The following is a 25,618-nucleotide window of genomic DNA, read 5'->3' as shown; positions in this document are numbered from 1 at the left end:
CCCAACCCCTCCTCGTCGACGCCCCGAAAGACTGGCTCACCCCCCGCATCGAGCGCCGCTTTTCCCTGATGCTGGAGCGCGGCGCGCTGGAGGAAGCAGAAGCGAATCTCCCCGGCTGGGCTCCCGCCCTGCCCTCCGCAAAGGCCATCGGCGCGCCCGAGCTGATCGCCCATCTCAAGGGCGATATCTCGCTGGCCGAGGCGGCAGAACGTGCCAAAATTTCAACACGTCGCTACGCAAAACGGCAACGCAGCTGGTTTCGCGCCCGCATGAAGGACTGGCCGGTCATTCCTGCCGCCACCCTCTGACCGCTGCATCCTGTGGGGCGCCAGCACCGTCCCGCCAGATGTCGCGGCGAACCCAAGGTTGTTGCCCCGATTCTGAACAATCCTGCGCAACTGGGCGGATTTGCACTAATTCGACATCCCCCCTTGATCGCAGGCAAAAGCCCCTGCAATCATCGCGCCACCTGTCTGCCCTCTGCTCGCCATACTCGTGCCACAGTCTCGTTTGCTCTCGCCCCAACAGATGCTGCTGCCATGCTGCCACGTACCACGCCACGCCCCGTAGCCGGGCCCCTCACGCCCGCCATGCCCAAGGCGCCGATCGAACTGATGCCGCTCGCGCGGTTGGCCTCGGGCGGCAAGTGGCGCACCGAGGCGATGCGCAGCTACCGCACACCGCTCATGCTCTGGTTCACCCGGGGTCAGGGCCGCATCACCGTGGCCGGGCTGACACGCGGTTACGGATCGCATAACGCCATCTTCATTCCCGCACGCACCATGTTCGGCTTCGAGGTCACCGCCCAGGCCTACGGCACCGCCGTCTTCTTTCACGAAAACGCTGAAATCTCCCTGCCCGAAGGCCCCTGCCACCTGCGGGTGCGGGATGCGCTCTCGCAGGGTGAGGTCACCACGATCCTCGAAAACATGCAGCGCGAGATTGATGGCGATCGCGCGGCCCGTGACAAGGCCCTCACCCACCACGGCGGCCTGCTCTCGGTCTGGATCGAGCGTCAGCATGCCGAGGCGCGTGACAGTGCCGCCGACACCGCCGCGCGGCGTCTGGCCCGACGTTACACCGATGCGGTGGAGCGCGGTCTCTACACAGGCCAGTCGGTCTCTGATTACGCCGAAACTCTTGGCGTGACCTCCACCCATCTTTCCCGCGCGTGCCGGGAAAGCTGCGGCCGCCCCGCCTCTTCCATCCTCGCTGACCGGCTGGGCTACGAGGCCCGGCGCCTTCTGGTGGAAACCGAGATGCCCGTGCGCCGGGTGGCCGAAATGCTGGGCTATCGCTCTTCGGCCTACTTCTCCAGGGTCTTCCACGAGCGCACCGGCCAAACGCCGACCGAGTTCCGCACCAGCCGCCGCGCATGATCGCCTTTTGAGGTGTCCGCGCAGGGCGGGCCCATGCTATCCCGCAAAGGTGACCGCCGAGCCCCCGGCCCGGCGTTGACCACGAGGCTCCCAGCGGGCCCAATGGCACCGATCCGCACGACAGGGAGACCAATATGACGCACGCCGCCCGCACCGCACAGCCCCTGCACAAGGCGGCGCGGATGTATGCCCGCGAGCACCTCGCAGGCCAGATGGGCCGCCGCGAGTTTCTCACACGCGCCACGGCCCTCGGCGTCAGCACGGCCACAGCCTACGGCCTCATCGGCACCGCCCCGGCGCAGGCGGAAAGCCACGGCAAGACGCCGCAGATGGGCGGCACCCTCCGCGTCCAGCTCGAAACCAAGGCCCTGAAAGACCCGCGCAACTACGACTGGCCCCAGATGGCCAACTTCTCCCGCGGCTGGCTGGAGTATCTCGTCCAGTACAACCGCGACGGCACCTTCGAGGGCCGCCTGTTGGAGAGCTGGGAGGCCAACGAGGACGCCACCGAATACACCCTCAGCCTCCGCACCGGGGTAACCTGGAACAACGGCGATCCCTTCACCGCCGAAGACGTGGCTTTCAACCTCGCCCGCTGGTGCGACACCTCCGAGCCCGGCAACTCCATGGCCACCCGCATGTCTGCCCTGATCGACCCCGACACGGGAAAGGCCCGGGACGGTGCAATCACGGTGACGGGCGAGCACAACCTGCGCCTCATCTGCGCCACGCCTGACATCACCCTGATCCCCGGCATGGCCGACTACCCCTCCGCCATCCTCCACCCCAGCTACGACGGCGGCGATCCGGCAGAGCGCCCCATCGGCACCGGCCCCTACCTCCCCGAAGTCAACGAGCCCGGCACGCGGCAGGTGCTGGTGCGCAATACCGCGCATGAATGGTGGGGCGGTGCGCCCTACCTCGACCGCATCGAGTTTCTCGATTTCGGCACCGACATGGCCTCATGGGTCGATGCGCTCGTCGCGGACGAGGTTGACCTGATCGACCAATCCACCGGCGACTTCATCACCCTGCTGGACGATCTCGACTACACCAAGTCCGAGTCCTTCACCGCCGCCACCGTCTGCGTGCGGTTCAACCAGTCCAAACCTCCCTATGACAACCGCGATGTCCGCCTCGCCCTGCAACGCGCCACCGACAACGCCATCGTGCTGGAGCTGGGCTATGCCGGCCTCGGCACCGTGGCCGAAAACTTTCACGTCAGCCCCCTGCACCCCGAGTACGCCAAAATCAGCACCCCGGCGCCCAACGCTTCCGAGGCACGCGCCCTACTGGAGGCCGCCGGCCACGCGGAGACCGAGTTCGAGCTCATCTCCCTCGACGACGCCTGGCAAGCCCTGACCTGCGAAGCCGTGGCGGTGCAGTGCATCGACGCGGGCATCAAGGTCAAACGCACGGTCCTTCCAGGCGCTGAGTTCCGGCCCAACTGGCGCAGCTATCCCTGGTCCGCGACTGAGTGGAACATGCGCCCCCTCGGCGTGCAGGTGCTTTCTCTGGCCTACAGGTCCGGCGCCGCATGGAACGAAACCGCCTTTTCCAACGAGGCCTTCGACAGCCTGCTCGCCGAGGCCATGTCCATCGGCGACGCCAAGGCGCGCTCGAAGGTCATGGCGCAGATCGAGAAGATCATGGTCGATGAGGGCGTCGTCATTCAGCCCTACTGGCGTTCGCTCTTCCGCCACTACAAGCCAGCCGTCCATGGCGCCGAGGTGCACCCGACGCTTGAGATGCACCATTACAAGTGGTGGATCGAGCCGGAGACCGGGCAACCCACGGAGGGACAGATCGGCGACAACGGCGGCTGAGCCGGTCAACCCCCGGCGCGCGTTGGGTTAAGGGCTTCAGCCTATGTCATCCGACATGTGCATCCCCAGTGCATGGATTCTGCATCACTTGTGCCTGTGAACTGAAAACCACTTAACGCCGCCCGGCGCGGCACGCGAAAAAGTGTTCCCTGCGCGACCACACGCCCCCAAACGTCCCAATCTGAAAAAATTTTTCGCTCAACCTTACGTTGCGGCACTTGGGTGCCTATCTCTGTGCCGGGAAGCAATTACATTTCCCAGCACCAAGTTATTCACACCACGGGAGTATCACCATGTCAGGCCATTTTGTCGTTTGGGATCTGAAGGTTCAGGATCAGGTTTCCTTGCAGACCATCTTCGGCGCCGCGATGCAACAAGGCTTCGTCAACGCCGATCCGCACGTCTGGAATACCGAGACCCAGTCAGAGCTGCAAAAGGCGATGTCCGGCGACACCGGCATCACCCGCGAGAAGATGCCCTCGCACGCCTATATCCACATCAAGAACCCGCCTGACGATGCCTGCGGCAAGGCCCGTATGGTCATCGACACCGTGACAGACCGGCTGGTGCGCCCGCCGGTCGGCCTCAAGCAGCTGGTGCCTGACGCGCAGCAGGCGTTTGACCGTGGAGACAAAATGGAAGCCTTCCTGATCCAGGCCCAACACTCGACAGCCACGATCGAGTACTACTACGTGTCAGGCCAGCACGTCTGAGCGCAAGTCACTGTTAGGACGCAGAAAAACCCAGAGGCCGGGCTACGTCGTCCGGCCTCAGATTTCCCACTCTTCCTGCCCCGGCGGCGGCGCGCCGAAGTGGAAGCGCGAGATCTTCCACGCCTCGCGTTCCTTCACCAGTTGCACGAAGACCGGCAGCACCGATCCGTCCTCGCGGGTGTAGCTGCCCTTGATGCGCGCCACGTTGCCCGCGATGTTCCGACTGGTGAAGTTGAATTTGCCATCGTCACCCCAGATCCTCTGGGCCCGGAATTCGCGCTCGAACTCCTGCTGCGAGACCGTCTCTTGCAGATCCTGCGCGAGGTAGCCGTAAGCCGCCTCGTCCCGGTTTTCGCCCATCGCGACGTGCATCGCGATCACCGGGTCGTCCACCTCGGTGAAAATCCCGACCAGGCCGGTAACGCCGCGATAACCCAGCCATGCAAGACTGCCGATCCCGACAAGGATCACAGCCACGACGATGATGATGAACCACTTGCGCATGACGGTCGGCTCAGGAGCCCCAGATGACCTTCACGTAATTCTTGGTTTCCTTGTAGGGCGGCACGCCGCCATACTTGTCCACCGCGCCGGGGCCCGCGTTATAGGCCGCCAGTGCGAGCCGCCAGCTCTTGTAGCGGTTGTACATGAGCCGCAGGTACTTGGCGCCGCCATCGAGGTTCTGCTTGGGGTCATGCGGGTCCACGCCCATCTTGCGCGCGGTGAACGGCATCAGCTGCGCCAGCCCGATCGCACCCTTGTGGCTCTTGGCCTTGGGCTTCCACCCGCTTTCCTGCTGGATGAGCCGCAGGAAAAGGTCTTCCGGCACCCCATGCTTTGCCGCGGCGGCCTTGGCCATCGGCAGGTAAACGCCCCGGTAGGAGCCGGAATAACGCGGGCTGTCGTATTTCGAGGGGGTGTTCACCGTGGGCGGTTGCAGCCGCACCGAGGCCGCGTACTGGCTCGCCGCCCGGCTGTCGAGCAACTTGGTCTGGTTCAGGAAAAGCTTCTTGCGTGATTTCGAAGACGCGCTGTCTCCCATCACTGGCGTTGCCATGCACAGGCAGACCACCGCCGCTACCGCTCGCTTCATGCCCCTCGGCCCCGTCTCTTGCAGGCCCTCCGGCCCCCTTGCTGCCCGCACTCTAATCAAAAAATGCCTCCCGCTGCCACCCCGCAATTCCGCACAACCGCGTCAGGGCCGTAAATCGGTTTTTAACCATGATCTGGTGGTGTAGCGTCGGCAAAAGATTCGAACCACAAGATATGGGGAGGGCGGCAGCATGGCCGGTTCCGTCAACAAGGTGATCCTGATCGGCAATCTGGGCCGTGATCCCGAGACACGCACGTTCCAGAACGGCGGCAAGGTGTGCAACCTGCGCATCGCCACCTCCGAAAACTGGAAAGACCGTAACACAGGCGAACGCCGCGAGCGGACCGAGTGGCACTCGGTCGCGATCTTCAACGAAAACCTCGCGCGCCTGGCCGAGCAATATCTGCGCAAGGGCTCCAAGGTCTATATCGAGGGCAAGCTGGAAACCCGCAAATGGCAGGACCAGAACGGCCAGGACCGGTATTCGACCGAGGTCGTGCTGCGCCCCTATGCCGGCGAGCTGACCTTCCTCGACAGCCGCGAAGGCGGCGGCGGAGGTGGCGGCGGCAGCTACGGCGGCGGCTCGTCCTCGGGTGGCGGTTACGATGACCGCGGCGGCTATGACGACCGGGGCGGCAGCTCCGGCGGCTACGGCGGCGGCAATGCCCCGGCTGGCGGCGACATCGACGACGAGATCCCGTTCTGATTCAAAGCCTTGGGCGCGAAGAAACCTTCTTTCGCGCCCAACACCTTCAGCCTCGGCAGACTCGCGCGCTTACTGCCATTGCGCATCCAGCTCGATGGCGGCCCAAGGGCGCCATCCCGGCACGGGCGCGACCTCGGCACAATAAAACGCCTGACCATTCCCGCCCGTCATCTCGTCGGGCTGGTTAACGAAGCCGATGCACCAGATCGCCCCGGTCGGTTCGATCACCGTATAGACCCGGGCAAAGGTGTTCCATCCCTGCCGCTCCGGGGGCACCACCACATCCGCAGGTGCAAGAGTCGTCGTCGGCTTGTAGCCCCGCACGTTCGTGATGCCCGGCTGGGCGATGAAATTGCGCCACTCGTTCTTCACGGCAAGGCTGTCCCCCGGGATTGTCGTCGTGCCGACATGTGCCACGTGGGTCACGCCGCCCCGATCGAACGCCATTATGTAACAGCCCGACATCGGCCCGGTGATGATACGGTTGACCAAGGGCGCAATCGTCACGCGTCGGGTCCAATAGCCCAACAGGCGGAACTGCCGGGTCGCCATGGCCGGGGCCCCCGGCGTCGGCTGTATGGCCACCGTGATATCGTCAAAGGCGTTCTCGCTGACGCCAACAGCAGCTCCGTCGCGCCGCGGCACAAGCAGGTCATGGCCGGACGTATAACGTCCGACGAATTCATAGGGGAAAGGCATTGATACTCCTCAATAAAAGGGGTGGGCGGCATGGTCGCCGCTTTGGGGGAATGTTGCGCCGGCCACGTAATTGCAGGCCCCACGCTTGCGCCCGACTGTACGTCGGCACCCGGCACGCAATGCCGGGCTCAGGTTACCCTGCACCGAAATGCGGCGCGCGCTTCCTGACTCACAGTCAGTTCAACCTGCAGGTGTGATGACCTGCGGTCAACCCGCTTTCTGGCCCGCCAGCGCGTCTTGCAGCACTCCAAGCACGGCCTCATGTGGCACATCGGATGTAACGAAGGCCTCCCCGATCCCGCGCGCCAGGATGAACCGCAGCTTTCCGTCCACCACCTTCTTGTCTTGCCCCATCAGTTCCAACAACGCCTCGGCGGAAGGCAGATCGCCGGGAATGTCGGCCAGATCATTCTTCATACCCATCGCCGCCAGATGTGCCCGGACCCGGCTCGGGGCTTCCTGTGCACACAGCCCCATGCGGGCCGAAAGCTCGAAGGCCAAGGCACAGCCGATCGCCACGCCCTCGCCATGCAGCAGCCGGTCGCTGTAGCCGGTCGCCGCTTCGAGCGCGTGGCAGAAGGTGTGGCCGAGGTTCAGCAGCGCCCGGTCGCCCTGCTCGGTCTCGTCCCGCAGTACGATCTCGGCCTTCATCTCCACCGAACGACGCACCGCATAGGCCCGCGCTCCGCGGTCACCGGCGGCGAGGGCGGGACCGTTTTTCTCAAGCCAATCAAAGAATTGCGCATCACCGAGCAGCCCGTACTTCTGCACTTCGCCGTAGCCCGCCAGAAAGTCCCTTTCGGTCAGGCTTTCCAGCGCGAGAATGTCCGCCAGCACCAAAGACGGCTGATGGAAGGCCCCGATCAGGTTCTTGCCGAGGGGCGAGTTGATGCCCGTCTTGCCGCCCACCGAACTGTCGACCTGGGCCAGCAGAGAGGTTGGCACCTGCACAAACCGCACTCCCCGCCTCAGCACCGCAGCGGCAAAACCCACCAGATCACCGATCACGCCGCCACCGAGGGCCACCACCACGTCACGCCGCTCGACCTTCTGGGCAATGAGCCACTCGACGGTTTGCCCGAACTTCTCCCAGCTCTTGGTCGCCTCCCCGGCGGGAAGAACCAGCGCAACCGGCTCGATGCCCTCCGCCCGAAGGCCCGCCTCGAAGGCCGCGAGGTGAGCGTCAGCCACGTGAGCATCGGTCACGACCGCGACGCGCTGGCGCGCGAGCAGAGGGGCAATCTCGGCCCCCGCGCCGGCAATCAGCCCCTCCCCGATGCGCACGTCATACGCGCGGCCCGGGAGGGCGACAGGCACGGTCTGGGTCATCGGCTTTTCCTCATCAGTTCAGACAGATGCAAGAACATCCTCACGTGTTTTCAGAACCCGCACCACCTCCTCGACCATCTCGTCGATGGAGTAGTCAGGCCGCGCCTGTGCGGTCAACTCCGCCAGCGCATAAGAGGGCTCACGGTTGGCCACCAGCTCTTCCAGCGTGGCGCGGGGATTGGCGGTGCGCAGCAGCGGGCGGGTGGTCTTGTGCTTCACCCGGTTCCACAGAAGGTCGGTATCCGCCTTCAGCCAGAGCGCCACGCCCTTCTGGTGAATTACCTCACGGTTCGCGGCCGAAAGATAGGCCCCGCCACCGGTCGAAAGGATGCCCACCTGCCCCTCCAGCAGCCGGGAAAGCACCTCCGCCTCCCGCGCCCGGAAAAAGGCCTCTCCGTCGCGCTCGAAGATCTCGGCAATGCTCATGTTGGCGGCTTCCACGATCGCCGCGTCGCTATCGAGAAACGGCACGCCCAGCCGTTTGGCCAGAGCCGTGCCGACCGCCGTCTTGCCCGAGCCCATCATGCCCACGAGCGCCACCGTCTTTTTCAGCCGTTCCGCCAAACTCTTGGCACCTTCCTGCCGGTCAAAAAAATTTGTCGCCCTCAATGGCGTGAACTTGGGCAGATTGCCATATATAATCGTGCGCATCGGGGGATGAGACAAAATAACAAGGGCAGGACAACGGGGCATATGGTCCGAATTCTCAAACTCATCGTGGTGTTACTGGTGCTCGCCTTCATCGGGCTGGTAGGGTTTGCCTACCTGGGCGATCTGAGCCCCGAAATGGAAGAGGTGCGCGAGCCCGTGGAGCTCGACGTGAATTGACAATGAAACTGGCGGGGAAACTGGCGCGGGCTTTGGGAATTGGGGCAGTTGGGGCGATGAGCTCCGGCACGGTTCTGCTTGCCCAGGAGGCGCCGATTTCGTCGATCGACTGGCTCTCTGACAGCCTCGCCACACCCGTTGTGGCCGTTGCGCCCCGGGATGAGCCGCCGGTGGCCAATTCCGCCAGCATCGAGACCGTCACCGTCACCCCCCTTGGCGCACCCTCGCCCGATGGCATCGGGCTCATCGGGCGGCGCGAGGCTGGCTTTCCGGGTAACCTCTGGGGCAGCTCAGAGCTGGACCGCTTGCGCCGGCTGATTGCAGATCTCCCCGTAGAGCCGATTCCGGCACAGCAGGATCTGATCCGCCTTCTCCTGCTGACCGAGCTTGATCCGCCCATCGGTGCCGGGCCAGAGGGCCTGCTGTTTCAGGCACGGATCGATGCGCTTCTGGCACGCGGCGCGGTGGATGAAGCCGCCGAGATGCTGGGGCGCACCGGCTCCAAGGCCCCCGCGATCTTCCAGCGCAGCTTTGATGTGGCGCTGCTGCAGGGGCACGAGGATGCAGGCTGTCGGCAATTGCGCGCAACGCCGGGCATTTCGCCCAGCTATGCAACCCGCATCTTTTGCCTTGCCCGCACCGGCGAATGGCAAACGGCGGCGCTGACGCTTGATACAGCCAAGGCGCTTGGCCACCTCGATGCCGAGGAAGATGCTCTGCTGGCCCGCTTTCTTGATCCGGAACTGGCCGATGGCGCGGCCCCCTTGCCCGCGTTCAAACGCCCATCACCACTGGTTTACAGGATGCTGGAGGCCATCGGGGAGCCGGTGCCAACCGCACAGCTGCCGCTCGCCTTCGCCCACGCCGACCTGCGCAACACCGCCGGCTGGCGCGCCCGGATCGGGGCCGCCGAGCGGTTGGCGCGGGTGGGCAGCCTCCCGCCCGAGCAATTGCTCGAAATCTGGTCAGAGCGCCAACCCGCGGCCTCGGGCGGTGTCTGGGACAGGGTCGCGCTGATGCAGGGCCTGAACGCCGCTCTGGAACAGGCCAATGCCGCGGCCGTCGCCCGCCTGTTGCCAGACGCATGGGCACAGGCGCAGAGCACCCACCTGGAGGTGCCCTTTGCGGCTCTCTTCGGCCAACGCCTTCAAACGCAAGACCTGAGCGGTGGGGCTGCAGACCTCGCCTATCGCATCGGCCTGCTGACGGAGGGCTACGAAGCTCTGGCGCTGGCGCGAGAGGCGCCCACGGACGATATGAATGCCTTCCTGACAGCCCTCGCCCGCGGCCTGCCCGAAGACGCCCCCGCTCCGAATGCACTGGCCGAAGCGATTGCCGAAGGCTTCGCATCGCCCGCCCTGCCGCGCAACCTGGCCAGCCCGGTTGCAGATGGCCGGATCGGCGAGGCGATCCTTCTGGCGATGGAAGCCCTCGAGAGCGGCGCGGAAGGAGACCTGGACGACGTGACAACGGCGGTGGCCTTCCTCCGCCGCCTGAACCTCGAAGACGTCGCCCGCCGCTATGCGCTGCAACTCATGCTGCTCGACGGTCGGGGTTGAGGCGCGTTGGAGGCCACGGCACACCGCTGGATCAGCGCCTTCATCGCCGCGCAGGCCGCCGAACTGGATGCCGCCCGGAACACCCAGCTTGCCTATGGCCGGGATCTGACTGATTTTGCAGATTTTCTTGCCCGCAAGGGCACCGATATTGCCGCGGCAGATCGGGCCGTGGTCGAGGCCTATCTTGTCGATTGCGAGGCGCAGGGCCTCGCCAAATCCACACGGGCCCGCCGGCTCTCGGCGATCAAGCAGCTTTATCGTTTCGCCTTTGAAGAGGGCTACCGGGCCGACAACCCGGCCATCCAGATCAAGGGGCCGGGCCGGTCCAAGGCCCTGCCCAAGACCCTGTCGCCCGAAGAGGTGGAGCGCCTGCTCGCCACCGCACCGCAGACGGGCCGCGGCAACGACCGGCTGCGCAATGCCTGCCTGATGCAACTGCTTTACGCCACTGGCATGCGAGTCTCCGAGCTGGTCTCGCTGCCGGTGCAAGCGGCGCGCGGGGATCCGCGGATGCTGCTCGTCACCGGCAAGGGCAACAAGGAACGCATGGTACCGCTCTCTCCCCCGGCCCGCGCTGCACTGTCGGACTGGCTGTCAGCCCTCGATGCAGCGCAGGACAAGGCGAAGACCGAAAGGGGCCTGCCCCCGTCGAAGTTCCTCTTTCCCTCTTCCTCCAAAGAGGGGCACCTGACGCGCCACCGCTTCTACGCGCTGATAAAGGAGATCGCGGTCGCCGCCGGTGTCATGCCCTCGCGCGTCACGCCCCACAGGCTGCGCCATGCCTTTGCCACCCACCTCCTCGCGGGCGGCGCGGACCTTCGGTCGATCCAGGTGCTGCTTGGGCACGCCGATATCTCGACAACGGAGATTTACACGCATGTGCTGGAAGAACGGCTCAAGGCGCTCGTGTTGGAGCATCATCCGCTGGCAAAAGACTAAGGCGGCGCCGCTCCCATTGCCGCAGGGGCCGTCCCCTTATGCCATCACGCCGGAAAGTAGATCAGGGACGAGGCATCCCACTCCAGCCGGGCCGCCACCCCGCGCTCCAGCACGGGCCGCCCGGCGCGGTTCTTCATTGAAACCGTGAGGCGCTCGGGCGCGCCGGGAAGGGCGATTTCGTAGTAGGTCATGTCGCCGTAATAGATCACCTCGGCCACCTCACCCTTGGCGACCTCACCCCGCGCCTGCTCTCCTTCGAACAGGATCTGAAGGCTCTCGGGGCGTACGCCGACCGCGCCGGAGCCGTTGACGAAGCCTGCCGGGCACTGATCCTGCTCCACCACAGTGCGCCCGAGGCCAGCGATGTCGAGCACGATATCGCGGCCCTCTTCCAGCCTGCCATCGGCTGGGAGGAAATTCATCACCCCGATGAAGTCACCCACCCGGCGGCTGACCGGGCGACGATAGAGCTCTTGCGGCGCGGCCAGTTGTGCGATCTGCCCGTCAAACATCACCGCGATCCTGTCAGACATGATGAGAGCTTCTTCCTGGTCGTGGGTGACAAGGATGAAGGTGATGCCCACCTGCCGCTGAAGGCGGCGCAACTCGCTCTGCATCTGCTCCCGCAGCTTTTTGTCGAGTGCCGAGAGCGGCTCGTCGAGCAGCAGCACCTTGGGCTCCAGAATGAGCGCGCGCGCCAGCGCCACCCGCTGACGCTGACCGCCTGAGAGTGCATGCGCCGCCCGTCCGCCGTAGCCCGCAAGGCCCACCATGCCGAGCGCCTCTTCGATCTTCTTGCCCTTCTCCGTTTGCGAAAGCCCTGACCGTCGGAGGCCAAAGCCAACGTTCTGGGCCACCGAGAGATGCGGGAAGACGGCGTAAGACTGGAACACCATATTGGTGGGCCGCTTGTTGGCCGGAACCCCCGCCATGTTCTGCCCGCCCAAAAGTAACGCGCCCGAGGTTGGGGTCTCGAAGCCCGCGATGATTCGCAGCAGTGTGGTCTTGCCACAGCCCGACGGCCCCAAAAGCGAGAAGAACTCACCCTCCCCGATTTCGGCCTCGATGCCCTTGAGCACCTCGACGTCACCGAAGCTCTTGGTGAGGCCCGACAGGCTGATGAGTGGTTTCATGTCAGAGGAATCCCCCGGTGTCCTTGGCTCCTGCCCGCCTCAATCCGCGCCGCCGCATGATTTCGGCCAGCGTCAGCAGCACCACCGAGGCCGCCACCAGGATGGTGCCGAGGGCCATGATGATGGGGAGCTTTTGCGGAAAGCGGAGTTGCGACCAGATATAAACCGGCAGCGTTGGCTCGGCGCCGGTGAGGAAGAAGGCGATGATGAACTCGTCGAGCGAGATGGTGAAGGAAATCAGCAGCGAGGCGACGATGCCGGGCATGATCAGCGGCAGCGTGACCAGCCGGAAGGTGCTGGCCGGTGTTTCGCCAAGGTCGATGGCGGCCTCTTCCAGCGAGGTGTCGAGCGACTGGTAGGAGGCGTTGAGGATCGCCACGGCGAAAGGCGTGCAGATGAGCGTGTGGCCCAGGATCACCGTCCAGCTGGAGAGCGGCGCGCCGAGGATCGAGACGATCACCACCAGCAGCGACACGCCGACGATTATCTCGGGCAGCACCAGTGGCACCATGATGAGGCCAAGGATCGGCCCCTTGCCCGGGAAGCGATAGCGCACGCCGGCCCGCGCCGCGCAGAGGCCAAGCAGCGTGGCCAGAACCGAAGAGGTGACGGCGATGATCAGAGACGTCTTCACCGAGCCTGTCAGGGCCGGAACGCCGGTGAGCCCCTTGAACCATTCGGTGGTGAATCCCTGGAGCGGAAAGGCAATCACCGTGCTGTCATTGAAAGCAAAAAGCGGCAGCAGAAAGATCGGCGCGTAGAGAAACACCAGGTAAGCCACCGCATAGGCCCAGAGCCAGCCGCCCCGTTTGGCCAGCCAGGCGCTCATTTGCCCCCCTTCATCCAGCGCATCGTGGCGAGCACGATACCGAGCGAGATCAACGAGACAGAGAGCATGGCGATGACGGCCAGCGCGGCCCCCAACGGCGCGTTATTGAGCTTGAGGAACTGGGTCTGGATCATGTTGGCGATCATCAGCCCGTCCGGCCCGCCGACCAGCCGGGGCGTGACGTAATCGCCGATGGTGGGGATGAAGACGATGAGGATCGCCGCAACCACGCCGGGCATCGCCAGCGGCAGGGTGACACGGGTAAAGGTGCGAAATTTGCCTTCGCCAAGGTCGCGCGAGGCCTCCAGCAACGAACGGTCGATCTTCTCCAGCGCCACGAAGATCGGGAGGATCGCGAAGGGCGCGAAGGCATGGGCCAGGGTAATCACCACCGCATTGGCGTTGTAAAGGATGAAGGTCAGCGGTTCCTCAATGATCCCAAGGCCTTGCAACGAAGAGTTGAGCACACCGTTATAGCCGAGGATGACCTTCCAGAGAAACACCCGGATCAGGTAGCTGGTCCAGAAGGGTATGGTGATGAGGAAGATCCAGAGTGACTTTCGTTCGGGCCGAACGTAGAACGAAACGAAATAGGCAATCGGGAAGGCCAAGACCACGGTTGCGATGGTCACGGCGCCCGCGATCAGCAACGAGCGGCCCAGGAGCAGCATGTAGAGCGGCTCGGTGAAGGCCTCGCGATAGTTCTTGAGGGTGAAGGTGCGATCGAGCGTCAGAAAATCCTGAGACCAGAACGATAGGAGCAAGACGGCGCCAAGTGGGACGGCCAGGAGCAGCACGGCATAAAGTCCGGGCGGGGCGGCCAGCAGCAGCCCCTTCTTCGCGTCGCTCAGACCATGGCCTGCGCTCAATCCTACGTCCCCCGAGACATGCTCCGTCGTTCGCCCGAGGTTATGCGAAACACCGGCACGCTCAAGGGGAGATTTGCGGCACTGCGGCAGAAGCTTGGGGGGAGATTCAAATGGGGCGTGCTTCCAATGAAACACGCCCCAGGAGATCATTTTGAGATATAGGTCAGCAGTCCAGTCCTGTCAAGGGATCGTCACGTGACGCAGCGTCAGACAGAGCCAAAGGCGCCTTACTGCCAACCCACATTCAGGGGCGAAGCGCGAGAGAAGAGCTTGTGAACCAAGCAAAGTCATATACCAATGCGGAGAAAGTTCATATTGGGGGTTCTCATGCAGCGTCATGCCATTCTTTACTTGTGTCTCACCGCGGCGGCGGCCTTCATGGCGGGCCCTGCCTTTGCACACACCGGCGAAGGGCTTGCAGGCGGCCTGATGTCGGGCTTCCTCCACCCTATCCTCGGCTGGGATCACGTCGTCGCCATGGTTGCGGTTGGCCTGTGGGGCGCAGTTCTCGGCGCGCCTGCAATGTGGCTTCTGCCGGTGGTCTTTCCACTCGTCATGGCCTTCGGTGGTGCGCTGGGTGTCATGGGCGTGCCCGTGCCCGCCATTGAAACCGGCATAGCCCTGTCTGGCGTAGTGCTTGGCCTGCTCGTGGCCTTCTTCGTGAAGGCGCCGCTGTCGGTGGCGGCGGTGATCGTGGGGGCCTTTGCCATCTTCCACGGCCATGCCCACGGCACCGAACTGCCGGAGGCCGCGAACCCGCTGGCCTATGGTGTCGGCTTCGTGGTGGGCACCGGGCTGCTCCATGCGATTGGCATCGGGCTCGGTCTCTTCACCGGCCATGCCGCAGGCCGCGCCGCCGTGCGGGTCGCCGGCGTGGTAATTGCCGCCGTCGGCGGGCTCTTCCTGGCTGGGTTGGCCTGAGCGCGATGCGCCTGAAAGGGCCAGCCGCGGGCCTCCTCATTCTTGCGGCGGCACCTGCGGCGGGTCACGAGTTCACGGCAGGTGCTGATGTTTATGCCGGCTTCGTCGAGGGCGTAGCGGTTCCGCTTTCGTGGCCCCCTGCCCTTGTCTGCCTCATCGCCTTCGGCATCCTTGCGGGCCTGTGGCGCAATGTCGGTCCGGGCAGGCCATTAGCGGCCCTCGTGCTGGGCGGCGCCTGCGGCATAGGGCTCTCTGGGCTTCAACTGCCGGCATCGGCGCTGGCGCCCCATGTGGTTGGTCTGTGCGTTGCCGCCCTTGCCGCGTCGGGGCTTTCCCCTTCCAAACCGCTGGACGCCGCCGCAGGGTTTCTGACGGGAGCCGCTGCCATCGCCGGCACGCTGGACGGGCACCCGCTTGGGGCCATTCCGCTATCTGTCTATGTCGGTATCTGTTTCGGCGCCGGCGTGCTCGCAGTGGCCACGACGGCGCTGGCCATGATGAGCTTTGACCGTTGGGGCGAGGCCAAATGGCTCTCGATCACCTGGCGCACCGTCGCCTCCTGGTGCGCTGCGATTTTGCTGCTTGCCCTGGCCTTCGAGTTCCGCCCAATCCCGGTCTAGCAAAAGGAAAAGGGCCGCCCAAACGGCGGCCCTTTCCATGTCTGTAATAGCTGCGATCAGCGCTTGGAGAACTGGAAGCTCTTGCGGGCCTTCGGCTTACCGTACTTCTTCCGCTCGACCACGCGGCTGTCGCGGGTGAGGAAGCCGGCGGCCTTGAGGGCGCCACGGAGCGAGGGTTCGTAGAGCTGCAGGGCCTTGGAGATGCCGTGCTTCACCGCGCCGGCCTGACCGGTCAGACCGCCGCCCTTGACGGTGGCGTGCACGTCGAACTCGCCTTCAACGCCGGCGACCTGGAAGGGCTGGCGCAGGATGAGTTGCAGCACGGGGCGGGCAAAGTACACGTCCTGGTCCTTGCCGTTCACCACCACCTTGCCGGAGCCCGGCTTGATCCAGACACGGGCAACCGCGTCCTTCCGCTTGCCGGTGGCATAGGCACGGCCCAGCTCGTCGCGCTGGGGCTCACGGTTGATGACCTCTTCGGTCACGGGGGCGGCGCCTTCGGCGACGGTGCCCAGCTCTTCGAGCGAATTCACTTGGTCGGCCATCGGTTAGACCCTCGTGTTCTTTTTGTTCATGGATTTGACGTCCAGCACCTCGGGGCTCTGGGCCTCGTGAGGGTGCTCAGCGCCTGCGTAGACGCGCAGGTTGGTCATCTGCTGACGGCTCAGTTTGTTGCCGGGGAGCATGCGCTTGACGGCCTGCATCACCACGCGCTCGGGGTGGGCACCCTCGAGGATCTGGCCGGTGGTGCGGGACTTGATGCCGCCCGGGTAGCCAGTGTGCCAGTAGTTCGGCTTGTCACGCTTGGCGCCGGTGAGCTGCACCTTGTCAGCGTTGATGATGATTACATTGTCACCCATGTCCTGCGACGGGGTGAAAGTGGCCTTGTGCTTGCCGCGAAGGCGGTTGGCGACGATCGAGGCGAGGCGGCCGAGAACCACGCCTTCGGCGTCGATCAGGATCCACTTCTTGTCGATGTCTGCCGGGGTGGCAGTAAAGGTTTTCATGTGTCGGTCCTCTTGGCAGGCTCCACGGGGAGCCGCTGACATTCGATTGCGCCGTTCTAAGCATTCGGCGCGTCAGGTCAAGGGGCGTTACACGGTATTAATTACGCAAAATCAAAAGGTTAAAAATACGGTATTATTTTACCCCACGTCTTCGGGCCGTTTGGGCGGGATCGCGTAGGTCAGGCTGGCCCGCGCCACGACCTCGGGCCGTCCCTCGGAGCGCAGGTGGCACTCCCCCACGGCCAGCGTTCGACCGAGTTTCAGCAGCCGGGCCTCGCAGATCAGATCGCGCCCGGCTTCAGGTTTGCGCATGAAGTCGATCGAGCAGTTGGTGGTGACGGCGAGCGCCACCGGGCCAATGCGGGACAGGACGGCGAAATACATGCCCACGTCGACAAGCCCGAACATGGAGGGGCCGGAGATTGTGCCGCCGGGCCGCAGGTGCCGCTCCGTCGTGATCAGCCGCATCACCACGCCCTCGGGCGTGATCTCATCCACTGCGAACTCGCCGCTGACCTGCGGAAACTCCGTTTCGACAAAGCGCTCCAGCGCGGCCTTGTCCATCACCGTCTCTTCAAACATGCCCCCTCCCCTTGCGCATTGCCGGGCTGCGGCCCAGAGTTTCCGCCAATGGGAGGAATGGCAAGATGACCGAGCCTGTGTTGACCCGGGTGGACCGGGAGAACGTTGCGGAACTGACACTGAACCGCCCGGCAGCGCTGAACGCACTGTCAGATGAGCTGCTGGCGGCGCTGTCGCGCGAGATTGCCGCGCTGGAGGGCGACGGGCAGATCCGCGCGGTGATTCTGCGCGGTGCGGGCAAGGTGTTCTGCGCCGGGCACGATCTGAAGGAGATGCAGGCCGGGCGACAGGCCGAGGACCGGGGCCGCGCGTATTTCGAAGATCTCTTCGCGCGCTGCTCGGCGGTCATGATGGGCCTGCAACGCCTGCCCCAGCCGGTGATTGCCCAGGTCCACGGCATCGCCACCGCCGCCGGGTGCCAGCTGGTGGCGAGTTGCGACATGGCTGTGGCGGCGGAGGGCACGCGCTTTGGGGTCAACGGGGTCAACATCGGCCTTTTCTGCTCCACGCCAATGGTGGCGCTCACCCGCAACGTGGCACCCAAGGTGGCCTTCGAGATGCTGACCACGGGTGAGTTCATCGAGGCGTCGCGCGCCCGCGAGGTGGGGCTGGTAAACCGGGTCGTGCCGGAGGCGGCGCTGGAGGCCGAGACCCGCGCGCTGGCCGATGTGGTGGCCAGCAAGCTCGGCGCGGCGGTGAAGATCGGCAAGCGGGCGTTTTATGATCAGCTTCCTCTGACAACAGCCGAGGCCTATGCCCATGCGGCGGAGGTGATGGTCGAGAACATGCTCTGGCGCGACACCGACGAGGGGATCCGCGCCTTCATCGAAAAGCGCCCGCCGGATTGGCAATAGGGCAACACTTCTGACCTCTTGGCCGGAGCGCATTGTTATCCCTGCTCAGTTTTCTAGGGTCCACCTTTCATGACCCAAGGGAAGGAAACAGGCCGATGATCGGGAAGATTTCGACATGCGTGGTCCTGTTGTGTGCCGGCAGCGCGGTGGCAGCCGACGGATTTGAAGGAGCGCGGCTGACGCTCGAAACCTACAAGTACGACGAGGGCGACGGGATCGACCTGACTTTTGTCACCGGTTTGGCCGATGTGGCTTACAGCTTCGGGACGGTGGGCGTTCAGTTCGGCATCGGCCGCTCGGTAAACACCGATTACTCGCAGGATTGGCTGGCAACCGACTCGGTCAACTCCTTCATGTTCCACATCTACCATGACCTCAGCGAGCAGACCCGGATTGGCCTGATGCTGGGCGACGACACCTATGAAGACGATGACTTTACTTACGGCCTCGAAGTTCTGCACAGCTTCGGGCGGGCCGAGGTGGAGGCGCGTATTGCGCGCTATGACTCCGAGATCGAGCCAGCACGCCTGTTCGAGATCTTCGGGCGCTATGATGCAACCGATGCGCTGAACCTGCGGGCCGGATATCAGAAGGTGAGCTACGAAGGAGGCTTCGGCTACTTTGAATACACCTCGATCGGTGCCAGCTACGAGGTGGCGCCGGACCTCGACATCTATGCCAACTACGGCAAGACCATGAATGATTTCGGCACGCCGATTGATCGCTACGATGGGCGGCAGATCGCCATTGGCGCGACCTGGCGCTTTGGTGGAGCCGAAACCGGCGACCGGATGTTCAACTACAATCCGTTCTTCTAACGTGGCCTGATTTTCAGATCTTGGTGGCGGGGCCGGCTAGCGGCCCTGCCCCTTTGCTTGATCGGATGATGCCGCAGAAGATTTACAAATGGTTTAAGCGGTCGGGCGGATGGTGCGCCATGAATGCGCAGCCAACACCTGCGGGCCGACCGTAGGGTGCGCATTCATGGCGCACCGCTACCGTCAGAGCTTGTAGATCGCCCCGAACTTCTCTTCCAGATAGTCAAGCAACGGCGCTTCCGACGGCTCGAAACCGCAGGCGTTGGAGATCGTCTCGCGCGGTGTGCGCAACCCGCCATGCTGCTGGAGGTTCTGCTTCAGCCAAGCGGTGGCGGGGGTGGCATCGCCAGCGGCCAGAGCCGCATCAATGCCCGGCACGGCCTCCCGCAGCGCCTTCATCAGGCAGCCCGCGTAGACGTTGCCGAGCGAGTAGGTCGGGAAGTAGCCGAAGAGGCCGACGGACCAGTGCACATCCTGCAGGCAGCCGTTGGAGGGTTTGTCGACCGGGTATCCGAAATCCTTTTCGAAGCGCGCATTCCAGGCCTCTTCAAGGTCTGCCGCCTCCAGCTTGCCTGACACCAGATCACGCTCGATATCAAAGCGCAGCAGCACATGTAGGTTATACTGCACCTCGTCCGCCTCGGTCCGGATGTAGCCCGGCTTCACCTTGTTCACGGTCGCATAGAAGGCCCCCGCATCGAGCCCAAGCGGGCCGAAGGCCTCTTCCATCCGGCTATGCAGCCATCCGGTGAAGGCCCGCCCCCGGCCCATCTGGTTCTCGTAGATCCGGCTCTGGCTCTCATGCACCCCCATCGACACCCCCTGCCCCATCGGGGTCAGCAGGTAGTCTGGCGAGATGTTCTGCTCGTAGCAGGCGTGGCCGACCTCGTGGATGGTGGAGTAGAAGCAGTTGAAGGGGTCGTCCTCGGCTACGCGGGTGGTGATGCGGACATCGTTGCCCGAGCCCGAGCTGAAGGGGTGCACCGCCTTGTCGATCCGGCCCCGGGTGAAGTCGTAGCCGAAGGCCTCTGCCAGCTTCCTTGACAGCGCCAACTGGGATTGCTCGGTGTAAGTGCCGGTGAGCTCGGCAGGCTGGTGTTCCGACCCGAGCACCGCCTCGCGCAACGCAACAAGCCGGGGGCGGAGGGCGCCGAACATCGCTTCAAGATCGGAGGCCTTGGCGCCGGGCTCATAGTCATCGAGCAGCGCGTCGTAGAGATCGCCGCCCGAGGCCAGCGCGGCGGCCTCCTCGCGCTTGAGCTTCAACACCTCGTCGAGGACGGGCACGAAGGCGGCCACATCCTGCGCCTTGCGGGCCTCGGCCCATTTGCCCTGTGCGATAGAGGTCGTCTTGGCCAGTGCTGCGGCCAGCCTGGCCGGAACCTTGGTGGTGCGCTCGAAGCTGCGGCGGATGAGACGGAGCGCGGCCTTTCCGGCCTCGTCAGGGGCCTCTGCCGCCTCCAGCCAATCACCCACGCGCGGGTCGACCCGGCGGGCGTGGAGCACGCCGGAGAGCGCGGCCATCTCGTCGCCCCGCTGCTCGGCGGAGCCGCGCGGCATCATGGTTTCCTGGTCCCAGCCAAGGCGGCCCATGACCTGGCCCAGGGCCTCGGTCTCGCGGCTGTGGGCCATCAGGTCATTGAAAGCAGTCATGTCTTAAAGTCCTTCCCGGAGCGTTCCGGCCTTGGGGTAGCCCGCCATGAAACGGGCCCTGAGGATGGCGACCCAGAGCGCGATGCCCACGGCCTGGTGCGTAATCGCGATGTGCCAGGGGGCGGAGTGCATCACGGTGACGATGCCCATGACCACCTGTCCGAACATCAGCACCAGCATCCAGTCGAACGCGCGCCGGGTGGCCGCATAGGCCGAGCGGCGCGAGCGCACCCAGGCGAAGATACCGAAGGCGAAGAGCGCATAGGCGACCATCCGGTGGATGAACTGCACGGTGCCGTCATTCTCGAAGAGGTTGCGCCACCACGGTGTGATCTCCCACATCCCCGGCGGGGTGAACCCGCCGGCCATCAACGGCCAGTCGATGTAGTTGCGGCCCGCGTCGATCCCCGCCACCAGCGCGCCGATGAGGATTTGCAGGAAGGCAAAGTGCATCAGCCCGGTGCCGAGCCCCCAGACACGGCGCTCCCGCGCCCGCCGGGCCTGCATGATCTCGCGCTCGGGACGCGACAGCAGCAGGATATACCAGGCCAGCAAGCCGAGAATGGCGAAGGCCAGCCCGAGGTGGGTGGCAAGGCGGTAAGAGGCGACATCGGTCATCTCGCCGGACAGGCCGGAGTAGACCATCCACCAGCCGATGGCACCTTGCAGGCCGCCGAGAACACCCGGGATCAACAGGCGGGTTTTCCAGCCGGTTGGAATCTGGCCACGCGCGAAGAAATAGAGGTAACCCACAGCCCAGACGAGGCCGATCAGGCGGCCGAGCTGGCGATGGCCCCATTCCCACCAGTAGATCGTCTTGAACTCGGCAAGGGTCATGCCCTTGTTTTGCAACTCGTACTCGGGGATGGTCTTGTACTTCTCGAAGGCGAGGTTCCAGTCAGCCTCGTTCAGCGGCGGGATGGCGCCCTTGACCACGTTCCACTCGGTGATCGACAGGCCACTGTCGGTGAGCCGGGTCAGGCCGCCGACGAGGATCATCACCACCACGAGGGCAAAGAGCAGCACCAGCCAGCCGCGAATGGCGAGGCGCGCGCCAGATCGGCTGCCCTTGTCGATCAGCCCCGTCTCGCGCGGCGCGCCGCGGGGGCTTTCGCCCTCGCCGACCTCTTCAAAGATACTGCGTTTTCCGGCCATGTTCGTTCCTGTGCTCGGGCGCTCTTTCGCGCTCTCAGGTAGCGCGGGCGGCGCGCGGCCTCAAGAGCCGCCGCCCGAGCTTCTGCGCAGGAGCTGGCGCAGCGCGCCGTGAAGCATCTGCACGTCGGAGCGCGTCAGCATGAGCCGTGGCCACATGTTCCGAAGCACCAGTTTCATGCCCGGTGCCTTCTCAGGCGGGAAGAAGAACCCCGCCTCCTCGAGCCGGTCTTCCCAGTGGTCGCCCAACTTCTCCAGCTCCATCGCCGAGGCCGGTTCGGCGGGCGCTTCCTCGCCCCTCGGAAGGGCATGGCGGCCATATTCGTAAGCCATAAGAAGCACGGCCTGGCCAAGGTTCAGCGAGAAGAACTCGGGGTTGACGGGCACGGTGATGATGGCGCTTGCGCGGGCCACATCCTCGTTTTCCAGCCCCGCTCGTTCGGGGCCGAAGAGCACGGCCACCTTCTGCCCGGCGGCGGTGCGGCGGCGGGCGTCAATCATCGCTTCCTCGGGGGTGAGAACCGGCTTTGTCAGCCCGCGCCCGCGCGCCGTGGTGGCATAGACCGTGCGGCAATCGGCCACCGCCTCGGCGACACTGTCGCAGAGCTGGGCGTTGTCGAGCACCCGCCCCGCGCCGCTGGCAAGGGCGGCAGCACGCGGGTTGGGCCAGCCGTCGCGTGGGCTGACGAGGCGCATCCGGTCGAGCCCGAAATTCCACATCGCGCGGGCCGCGGCCCCGATGTTCTCGCCCATCTGCGGACGCACGAGCACGAAGACCGGCTCTGCCATTGTCACCACCTTTGTTGCCATGCGGATTGGCGCGGGTGATACGATGGGGCGGGCATTGGCACAAGCCATGCAGCAGGAGGGCAGAGAGATGGCCTGGGACGAGACGGTGGCAGAACGCTTGCGCGAGGGGCTCCTCGCGGTGGAAGGCGTTGAAGAGAAACGGATGTTCGGGGGCCTGTGCTTTCTGGTCCGGGGCAACATGGCCTGCGTGGCCTCGGGCCGGGGCGGGGCATTCTTCCGGGTGGGCAAGGACCGGGAGGCGGAAGCGCTCGCCCTGCCCGGCGCGGCGCGGATGGTGATGGCGGGCCGGGAGAAACCCGGGTTCATCCACTTCGATGGCGGCAGCCTTGAGGAAGTTGAGATCTTCACGCCGATGATGCGGCTCTGTCTCGGCTTCGTGGAGCCGTTGCCGCCGAAGTAGCCAAGGCCGCAAAACCCGGCTAAGAGGGCCGGAAACCCCAGCCGATGGAGCCGAGAATGGCCGACGAGACTGGCGCGCCGGAGGCGCCGCAGATCTACCTCATCACCCCGCCGACCCTCGAATTGTCGAGCTTTCCCAAGCGCTTGTCAGAGGTGATGGAGGCCGTGGACGTGGCCTGTATCCGGTTGGCGCTGGCTTCGAGCGACGAGCAGGAGATTGCCCGCGCCGCCGATGCGCTGCGCGAGGTGGCCCATGCCCATGACGTGGCACTGGTGATTGAGGCGCACCTGAACATGGTGGAGCGGCTGGGGCTGGACGGGGTGCACCTGACCGACGGCGCGCGCAGCGTCCGCAATGCCCGCAAGGCGCTGGGCGAAGATGCCATCGTCGGCAGCTTCTGCGGGGCCTCGCGCCACGAGGGGATGAGCGCCGGTGAGGCGGGCGCAGATTACGTGAGTTTCGGCCCGGTTTCAATGACTTCGCTGGGCGATGGCACGGTGGCGGAGGACGAGCTCTTTGGCTGGTGGAGCGAGATGATCGAGGTGCCGGTGGTGGCCGAGGGCGGGCTCAGCGCAGGCCGCGTGACGGCGCTTGCCGGGGTCACGGACTTCTTCGGAATCGGGCCGGAAATCTGGGGCGAGGACGACGCGGCGGCGGCGCTGAAGAGCTTGATGGCAGGCGCCTGAAACATCTGTGCAGCAACGCACAACAGAAATGACAACCTGCGTTAACTGCAAAAACATCACAGCCACAAGTGATGCACATCCTATGCACATCCCATGCATACGCGATTTTTGCACAACGGGGTTGGGTTAACGGGGCGGTCGGCAAGGGTTGCCAGAGATCCAGGGCGCACAACCCGGTCCACCAGCCCGAACACCGGGAAGGCAGATTGCTTGGCACGCGAGCGCCCGCTCTGCGGGACGAAGCAGACATTGATCCGCAAGCCGTGCAGCGCCGTCACGCGGGGTGGCGCCCGACCTGGTGAGCGGCGCGCTTTATGGTAGCCAAGCACCTTCTTCCCTTGGAGCTCAGCGCCAACGGCAGCCAAGCGCCGCCCCGGGGGGCGGGACGGCGCTGCGCGGCGGCTTCGCCTTGATTCCGCGCGGGTCCAGGCGGCAAAACGGGCTCAAAGCGGACCTTTCACATGCGTGTGAAGGCGGTGGCTGCTGCATGCGCAGGACGTTACGGCTACCTGCTCAGGCCTAGGCGCGCAGTCGCGCCTCCAGCCCGGCGCGCACCGCCGCCTCGCAGGCTGCCGCGAGCGCCTTTCGCCCCCCGGCTCCTGCCACCGGGATCGGCTCGTGAAAGACGATGTCCACCGCGCCCTGCCGCCGCGCGCTGAGCACCCGCAAGAGGCCAGAGCTGAAATCCATGTCGCCCCACCAGCCGTAGAAGCGCGCATCCTCGCCGGGCGGCGCGTGGTAGGCCACGGTCACTGGCTGGATGTGGAGGATCTCGGGCATGTCGTGAGCGTGGAAGGCCTGGAAGAGCGTCGGCTTGAAGGGCAGCACGCGGAGCCCGTCGGTGCTGGTGCCCTCAGGGAAGAAGAGCAGGCGGTGGTTCATCCGCAGGCGCTCTTCGAAGACCTCCTGCTGCGCCTTTGCCTCGCGCCGGTCGCGGCGGATGAAGACGGTGCCGGTTGCCCGCGCGAGCCAGCCGATGCCGGGCCAGCCCGCCACCTCGGCCTTGGCGACATAGTATATCCGCTGGGGCGCGTTCAGCGCGTAGATGTCGAGCCAGCTGGCGTGATTGGCGACTATGGCGCCGCGATGGGCCATGGGCGTGCCGAAGCTGCGATGCCGCATGCCGAGGCAGAGAAAGGCCGATTTGCAGACGAACTGGGTGATGAAGGGGGTCACCGGGCGGTGGTGGCCGCAAAGCGGGCGCTCGACCAACCGGACGAGCAGCAAGAGGGCAAGGCAGCCGAAGGTGATGAGGCCGAGCGGGACGCCGCGCAGGACAACCCGCAGCCAGCCCGCCGGGCCGATGCGCGCGGGCGGCAGGGGCGAAGCCCCGTGCCAGAGCGCGGTGGACGCTGGCGCGCCTTCGGCATCACGGCCGGCGAAGCGCGTCACCCGCTGCGGCCCTTGCGGTAGATCGCCACCTGCCGTGGCGAGACTTCGCGCGCATCGAGCACAAGGCAGACATCGGTGGTGTTGAAGGCGTGATCGAGGTAGGCGCCCTGCCCCACCCAGCCGCCGAGGCGGAGGTAGGCCTTGATGAGCGCGGGCACAGCGCGCATGGCCGCGGGGCGGTTGATCTCGGCTTCGGGCAGCAGATCCATCGCGCGGCCATGGGGCGGCAGCACGGCGGGGCGCAGAGCCTCGGGGGCGAGGTGGCCGTGATGAAGCAGCGAGAGCGGGGCGGCCAGCGCGTCAAGGTCGGTGCCATGGAAGGAGGCCGTGCCGAAGAGCACATCGACGCCGCGCTCCTCGACGTAATCCCAAAGGGCGCCCCAGAGGTGGAACATGGCCATGCCGCCGCGATAGTCGGGCGCGAGGCAGGAACGGCCCAGCTCCAGCAGGCGGCGGCCCGAGGATTTGAGCGGGGCCAGATCATACTCGCCCTCGGTGTAGAACCCGCCGGCGGCGGCGGCGCGCTCTCCCGGAAGCAGGCGGTAGACACCAACCACCGCGCCCGACCCGGCCTTGGCGGCATGGTCGATCAGCAGCAGGTGATCGCAATGTTCATCGAAGCGGTCGGCCTCCAGCCGGGCGTCATGATCGACCATATCGCCATCGCCGCCTAACTCGGCCACGAAGACCTCGTAGCGCAGCCGCTGGGCCGCCCGCAGATCGGCCTCGCCCTCCGCAAGCCGGAGCTCGAATTTCGGCGCTTCGGCGTCCATCCCGCGTGCCCTCCGGCTCCCGTTTGCCACCCTCGGGGCGGTTTTAGG

The 25,618-nt window shown here is 65.2% G+C and carries 29 protein-coding genes and 1 pseudogene; 14 read left to right on the top strand and 16 right to left on the bottom strand.

Annotated features, from left to right (window positions below):
* From DYI42_RS04995 to DYI42_RS04980, 4 genes and pseudogenes are all read left to right on the top strand, one after another.
* Nucleotides 1–308 (top strand): annotated as a pseudogene (locus DYI42_RS04995) (tRNA (adenosine(37)-N6)-dimethylallyltransferase MiaA); the annotation flags it as partial.
* Nucleotides 309–539: 231 nt separating this feature from the next.
* Nucleotides 540–1,379, top strand: a complete 840-nt coding sequence (locus DYI42_RS04990) for a helix-turn-helix domain-containing protein (RefSeq protein WP_244867565.1) — start codon at nucleotides 540–542, stop codon at nucleotides 1,377–1,379.
* A 134-nt stretch (nucleotides 1,380–1,513) separates the two neighbouring features.
* The gene (locus tag DYI42_RS04985) at nucleotides 1,514–3,205 is read left to right on the top strand and encodes an ABC transporter substrate-binding protein (protein ID WP_244867564.1); all 1,692 of its coding nucleotides are present in this window, start codon (nucleotides 1,514–1,516) and stop codon (nucleotides 3,203–3,205) included.
* 293 nt (nucleotides 3,206–3,498) lie between these two features.
* A complete protein-coding gene (locus DYI42_RS04980) occupies nucleotides 3,499–3,918 on the top strand; it encodes a hypothetical protein (RefSeq protein WP_213544815.1) in 420 nt (139 codons plus the stop codon).
* Nucleotides 3,919–3,975: 57 nt separating this feature from the next.
* Here the strand turns inward: DYI42_RS04980 and DYI42_RS04975 are convergent, their stop codons facing one another.
* Nucleotides 3,976–4,422: a hypothetical protein gene (locus DYI42_RS04975; RefSeq protein ID WP_213544814.1), complete on the bottom strand. Its 447-nt coding sequence runs from the start codon at nucleotides 4,420–4,422 to the stop codon at nucleotides 3,976–3,978.
* 10 nt (nucleotides 4,423–4,432) lie between these two features.
* Nucleotides 4,433–5,011 (bottom strand): lytic transglycosylase domain-containing protein, encoded by a 579-nt coding sequence (locus DYI42_RS04970; RefSeq protein ID WP_213544813.1) that lies wholly within the window; start codon nucleotides 5,009–5,011, stop codon nucleotides 4,433–4,435.
* Between the two features lie 190 nt (nucleotides 5,012–5,201).
* On the opposite strand from DYI42_RS04970, the gene ssb reads away from it, so the two are divergent.
* Nucleotides 5,202–5,717 carry a single-stranded DNA-binding protein gene (gene ssb, locus DYI42_RS04965; protein ID WP_213544812.1) on the top strand — a complete coding sequence of 172 codons (516 nt, stop codon included), beginning with the start codon at nucleotides 5,202–5,204 and terminating at the stop codon, nucleotides 5,715–5,717.
* Between the two features lie 69 nt (nucleotides 5,718–5,786).
* Here ssb and DYI42_RS04960 read toward each other — a convergent pair whose 3' ends face one another.
* The 3 genes from DYI42_RS04960 to DYI42_RS04950 all read right to left on the bottom strand — a co-directional run bounded on the left by DYI42_RS04960 (nucleotide 5,787) and on the right by DYI42_RS04950 (nucleotide 8,354).
* The gene (locus DYI42_RS04960) at nucleotides 5,787–6,416 is read right to left on the bottom strand and encodes a hypothetical protein (protein ID WP_213544811.1); all 630 of its coding nucleotides are present in this window, start codon (nucleotides 6,414–6,416) and stop codon (nucleotides 5,787–5,789) included.
* 207 nt (nucleotides 6,417–6,623) lie between these two features.
* Nucleotides 6,624–7,745: a 3-dehydroquinate synthase gene (gene aroB, locus DYI42_RS04955; RefSeq protein WP_213544810.1), complete on the bottom strand. Its 1,122-nt coding sequence runs from the start codon at nucleotides 7,743–7,745 to the stop codon at nucleotides 6,624–6,626.
* 18 nt (nucleotides 7,746–7,763) lie between these two features.
* Nucleotides 7,764–8,354: a shikimate kinase gene (locus tag DYI42_RS04950; RefSeq protein ID WP_274608791.1), complete on the bottom strand. Its 591-nt coding sequence runs from the start codon at nucleotides 8,352–8,354 to the stop codon at nucleotides 7,764–7,766.
* Nucleotides 8,355–8,438: 84 nt separating this feature from the next.
* Here DYI42_RS04950 and DYI42_RS24440 point away from each other — a divergent pair, with 84 nt between their 5' ends.
* Genes DYI42_RS24440 through DYI42_RS04940 form a run of 3 tightly spaced genes read left to right on the top strand, consistent with a single transcriptional unit; the run spans nucleotide 8,439 to nucleotide 11,071 of the window.
* Nucleotides 8,439–8,573: a hypothetical protein gene (locus DYI42_RS24440; RefSeq protein ID WP_274608789.1), complete on the top strand. Its 135-nt coding sequence runs from the start codon at nucleotides 8,439–8,441 to the stop codon at nucleotides 8,571–8,573.
* 56 nt (nucleotides 8,574–8,629) lie between these two features.
* Nucleotides 8,630–10,132 carry a hypothetical protein gene (locus tag DYI42_RS04945; protein WP_213544808.1) on the top strand — a complete coding sequence of 501 codons (1,503 nt, stop codon included), beginning with the start codon at nucleotides 8,630–8,632 and terminating at the stop codon, nucleotides 10,130–10,132.
* 6 nt (nucleotides 10,133–10,138) lie between these two features.
* On the top strand, nucleotides 10,139–11,071 hold the full coding sequence (locus tag DYI42_RS04940; RefSeq protein ID WP_213544807.1) for a tyrosine recombinase: 933 nt from the start codon (nucleotides 10,139–10,141) through the stop codon (nucleotides 11,069–11,071).
* Between the two features lie 44 nt (nucleotides 11,072–11,115).
* Here DYI42_RS04940 and DYI42_RS04935 read toward each other — a convergent pair whose 3' ends face one another.
* Genes DYI42_RS04935 through DYI42_RS04925 form a run of 3 tightly spaced genes read right to left on the bottom strand, consistent with a single transcriptional unit; the run spans nucleotide 11,116 to nucleotide 13,902 of the window.
* Entirely contained in the window at nucleotides 11,116–12,204 is a 1,089-nt protein-coding gene (locus DYI42_RS04935; protein WP_213544806.1) for an ABC transporter ATP-binding protein, read from the bottom strand.
* A 1-nt stretch (nucleotide 12,205) separates the two neighbouring features.
* The gene (locus DYI42_RS04930) at nucleotides 12,206–13,033 is read right to left on the bottom strand and encodes an ABC transporter permease (protein ID WP_213544805.1); all 828 of its coding nucleotides are present in this window, start codon (nucleotides 13,031–13,033) and stop codon (nucleotides 12,206–12,208) included.
* On the bottom strand, nucleotides 13,030–13,902 hold the full coding sequence (locus DYI42_RS04925) for an ABC transporter permease (RefSeq protein ID WP_244867562.1): 873 nt from the start codon (nucleotides 13,900–13,902) through the stop codon (nucleotides 13,030–13,032). Before DYI42_RS04925 ends, DYI42_RS04930 begins: the two co-directional genes overlap by 4 nt.
* A gap of 297 nt (nucleotides 13,903–14,199) precedes the next feature.
* Between DYI42_RS04925 and DYI42_RS04920 the strand changes: the two genes are divergently transcribed.
* Together DYI42_RS04920 and DYI42_RS04915 are read left to right on the top strand one after the other, a co-directional pair.
* Complete coding sequence (locus tag DYI42_RS04920) at nucleotides 14,200–14,823, top strand: HupE/UreJ family protein (protein ID WP_440870625.1); 624 nt, start codon at nucleotides 14,200–14,202, stop codon at nucleotides 14,821–14,823.
* A gap of 5 nt (nucleotides 14,824–14,828) precedes the next feature.
* Complete coding sequence (locus tag DYI42_RS04915) at nucleotides 14,829–15,443, top strand: hypothetical protein (RefSeq protein WP_213544802.1); 615 nt, start codon at nucleotides 14,829–14,831, stop codon at nucleotides 15,441–15,443.
* 56 nt (nucleotides 15,444–15,499) lie between these two features.
* Here the strand turns inward: DYI42_RS04915 and rpsI are convergent, their stop codons facing one another.
* The 3 genes from rpsI to DYI42_RS04900 all read right to left on the bottom strand — a co-directional run bounded on the left by rpsI (nucleotide 15,500) and on the right by DYI42_RS04900 (nucleotide 17,032).
* Nucleotides 15,500–15,988 carry a 30S ribosomal protein S9 gene (rpsI, locus tag DYI42_RS04910; protein ID WP_213544801.1) on the bottom strand — a complete coding sequence of 163 codons (489 nt, stop codon included), beginning with the start codon at nucleotides 15,986–15,988 and terminating at the stop codon, nucleotides 15,500–15,502.
* Between the two features lie 3 nt (nucleotides 15,989–15,991).
* Nucleotides 15,992–16,450: a 50S ribosomal protein L13 gene (gene rplM, locus DYI42_RS04905; RefSeq protein ID WP_213544800.1), complete on the bottom strand. Its 459-nt coding sequence runs from the start codon at nucleotides 16,448–16,450 to the stop codon at nucleotides 15,992–15,994.
* Between the two features lie 138 nt (nucleotides 16,451–16,588).
* A complete protein-coding gene (locus tag DYI42_RS04900) occupies nucleotides 16,589–17,032 on the bottom strand; it encodes a PaaI family thioesterase (RefSeq protein ID WP_244867558.1) in 444 nt (147 codons plus the stop codon).
* 65 nt (nucleotides 17,033–17,097) lie between these two features.
* On the opposite strand from DYI42_RS04900, the gene DYI42_RS04895 reads away from it, so the two are divergent.
* Together DYI42_RS04895 and DYI42_RS04890 are read left to right on the top strand one after the other, a co-directional pair.
* Entirely contained in the window at nucleotides 17,098–17,886 is a 789-nt protein-coding gene (locus tag DYI42_RS04895) for an enoyl-CoA hydratase (RefSeq protein ID WP_213544799.1), read from the top strand.
* Nucleotides 17,887–17,981: 95 nt separating this feature from the next.
* Nucleotides 17,982–18,704 (top strand): porin, encoded by a 723-nt coding sequence (locus DYI42_RS04890; protein WP_213544798.1) that lies wholly within the window; start codon nucleotides 17,982–17,984, stop codon nucleotides 18,702–18,704.
* A 183-nt stretch (nucleotides 18,705–18,887) separates the two neighbouring features.
* Here DYI42_RS04890 and DYI42_RS04885 read toward each other — a convergent pair whose 3' ends face one another.
* The 3 genes from DYI42_RS04885 to DYI42_RS04875 are packed head-to-tail and all read right to left on the bottom strand — an operon-like array spanning nucleotide 18,888 to nucleotide 22,319.
* On the bottom strand, nucleotides 18,888–20,357 hold the full coding sequence (locus DYI42_RS04885) for a carboxypeptidase M32 (RefSeq protein ID WP_213544797.1): 1,470 nt from the start codon (nucleotides 20,355–20,357) through the stop codon (nucleotides 18,888–18,890).
* Nucleotides 20,358–20,360: 3 nt separating this feature from the next.
* Nucleotides 20,361–21,512 (bottom strand): heme A synthase, encoded by a 1,152-nt coding sequence (ctaA, locus tag DYI42_RS04880; RefSeq protein WP_213544796.1) that lies wholly within the window; start codon nucleotides 21,510–21,512, stop codon nucleotides 20,361–20,363.
* 60 nt (nucleotides 21,513–21,572) lie between these two features.
* The gene (locus DYI42_RS04875) at nucleotides 21,573–22,319 is read right to left on the bottom strand and encodes an RNA methyltransferase (protein WP_244867556.1); all 747 of its coding nucleotides are present in this window, start codon (nucleotides 22,317–22,319) and stop codon (nucleotides 21,573–21,575) included.
* Here DYI42_RS04875 and DYI42_RS04870 point away from each other — a divergent pair.
* Together DYI42_RS04870 and DYI42_RS04865 are read left to right on the top strand one after the other, a co-directional pair.
* Nucleotides 22,318–22,719 carry a TfoX/Sxy family protein gene (locus tag DYI42_RS04870; protein ID WP_213544795.1) on the top strand — a complete coding sequence of 134 codons (402 nt, stop codon included), beginning with the start codon at nucleotides 22,318–22,320 and terminating at the stop codon, nucleotides 22,717–22,719. The two genes, DYI42_RS04875 and DYI42_RS04870, sit on opposite strands and share 2 nt — an antisense overlap.
* 56 nt (nucleotides 22,720–22,775) lie before the next feature.
* Nucleotides 22,776–23,405, top strand: coding sequence for a thiamine phosphate synthase (locus tag DYI42_RS04865; RefSeq protein ID WP_213544794.1), 630 nt, complete (start codon nucleotides 22,776–22,778; stop codon nucleotides 23,403–23,405).
* Nucleotides 23,406–23,924: 519 nt separating this feature from the next.
* Here the strand turns inward: DYI42_RS04865 and DYI42_RS04860 are convergent.
* On the bottom strand, nucleotides 23,925–24,797 hold the full coding sequence (locus DYI42_RS04860) for a lysophospholipid acyltransferase family protein (protein ID WP_440870624.1): 873 nt from the start codon (nucleotides 24,795–24,797) through the stop codon (nucleotides 23,925–23,927).
* Nucleotides 24,794–25,570: a GNAT family N-acetyltransferase gene (locus DYI42_RS04855; RefSeq protein WP_213544793.1), complete on the bottom strand. Its 777-nt coding sequence runs from the start codon at nucleotides 25,568–25,570 to the stop codon at nucleotides 24,794–24,796. The genes DYI42_RS04860 and DYI42_RS04855 overlap by 4 nt, the downstream gene beginning before the upstream one ends.
* Between the last annotated feature and the right edge of the window lie 48 nt (nucleotides 25,571–25,618).

Origin of the sequence: Vannielia litorea, from assembly GCF_018424695.1 — a bacterium.
Lineage (GTDB): Bacteria > Pseudomonadota > Alphaproteobacteria > Rhodobacterales > Rhodobacteraceae > Vannielia > Vannielia litorea_A.
The sequence above is the reverse complement of the archived record's forward strand: the minus strand, read 5'-3'. Positions and strand labels throughout refer to the sequence as shown.

Bases quoted from the DNA above. Each gene is read 5' to 3' on its own strand.
- DYI42_RS04990 (WP_244867565.1), top strand. From the start codon at position 540: ATGCTGCCACGTACCACGCCACGCCCCGTAGCCGGGCCCCTCACGCCC.
- DYI42_RS04985 (WP_244867564.1), top strand. From the start codon at position 1,514: ATGACGCACGCCGCCCGCACCGCACAGCCCCTGCACAAGGCGGCGCGG.
- DYI42_RS04980 (WP_213544815.1), top strand. From the start codon at position 3,499: ATGTCAGGCCATTTTGTCGTTTGGGATCTGAAGGTTCAGGATCAGGTT.
- DYI42_RS04975 (WP_213544814.1), bottom strand. From the start codon at position 4,422: ATGCGCAAGTGGTTCATCATCATCGTCGTGGCTGTGATCCTTGTCGGG.
- DYI42_RS04970 (WP_213544813.1), bottom strand. From the start codon at position 5,011: ATGAAGCGAGCGGTAGCGGCGGTGGTCTGCCTGTGCATGGCAACGCCA.
- ssb (WP_213544812.1), top strand. From the start codon at position 5,202: ATGGCCGGTTCCGTCAACAAGGTGATCCTGATCGGCAATCTGGGCCGT.
- DYI42_RS04960 (WP_213544811.1), bottom strand. From the start codon at position 6,416: ATGCCTTTCCCCTATGAATTCGTCGGACGTTATACGTCCGGCCATGAC.
- aroB (WP_213544810.1), bottom strand. From the start codon at position 7,745: ATGACCCAGACCGTGCCTGTCGCCCTCCCGGGCCGCGCGTATGACGTG.
- DYI42_RS24440 (WP_274608789.1), top strand. From the start codon at position 8,439: ATGGTCCGAATTCTCAAACTCATCGTGGTGTTACTGGTGCTCGCCTTC.
- DYI42_RS04945 (WP_213544808.1), top strand. From the start codon at position 8,630: ATGAGCTCCGGCACGGTTCTGCTTGCCCAGGAGGCGCCGATTTCGTCG.
- DYI42_RS04935 (WP_213544806.1), bottom strand. From the start codon at position 12,204: ATGAAACCACTCATCAGCCTGTCGGGCCTCACCAAGAGCTTCGGTGAC.
- DYI42_RS04930 (WP_213544805.1), bottom strand. From the start codon at position 13,033: ATGAGCGCCTGGCTGGCCAAACGGGGCGGCTGGCTCTGGGCCTATGCG.
- DYI42_RS04920 (WP_440870625.1), top strand. From the start codon at position 14,200: ATGCGGAGAAAGTTCATATTGGGGGTTCTCATGCAGCGTCATGCCATT.
- DYI42_RS04915 (WP_213544802.1), top strand. From the start codon at position 14,829: ATGCGCCTGAAAGGGCCAGCCGCGGGCCTCCTCATTCTTGCGGCGGCA.
- rpsI (WP_213544801.1), bottom strand. From the start codon at position 15,988: ATGGCCGACCAAGTGAATTCGCTCGAAGAGCTGGGCACCGTCGCCGAA.
- rplM (WP_213544800.1), bottom strand. From the start codon at position 16,450: ATGAAAACCTTTACTGCCACCCCGGCAGACATCGACAAGAAGTGGATC.
- DYI42_RS04900 (WP_244867558.1), bottom strand. From the start codon at position 17,032: ATGTTTGAAGAGACGGTGATGGACAAGGCCGCGCTGGAGCGCTTTGTC.
- DYI42_RS04895 (WP_213544799.1), top strand. From the start codon at position 17,098: ATGACCGAGCCTGTGTTGACCCGGGTGGACCGGGAGAACGTTGCGGAA.
- DYI42_RS04890 (WP_213544798.1), top strand. From the start codon at position 17,982: ATGATCGGGAAGATTTCGACATGCGTGGTCCTGTTGTGTGCCGGCAGC.
- DYI42_RS04885 (WP_213544797.1), bottom strand. From the start codon at position 20,357: ATGACTGCTTTCAATGACCTGATGGCCCACAGCCGCGAGACCGAGGCC.
- ctaA (WP_213544796.1), bottom strand. From the start codon at position 21,512: ATGGCCGGAAAACGCAGTATCTTTGAAGAGGTCGGCGAGGGCGAAAGC.
- DYI42_RS04870 (WP_213544795.1), top strand. From the start codon at position 22,318: ATGCGGATTGGCGCGGGTGATACGATGGGGCGGGCATTGGCACAAGCC.
- DYI42_RS04875 (WP_244867556.1), bottom strand. From the start codon at position 22,319: ATGGCAACAAAGGTGGTGACAATGGCAGAGCCGGTCTTCGTGCTCGTG.
- DYI42_RS04865 (WP_213544794.1), top strand. From the start codon at position 22,776: ATGGCCGACGAGACTGGCGCGCCGGAGGCGCCGCAGATCTACCTCATC.
- DYI42_RS04855 (WP_213544793.1), bottom strand. From the start codon at position 25,570: ATGGACGCCGAAGCGCCGAAATTCGAGCTCCGGCTTGCGGAGGGCGAG.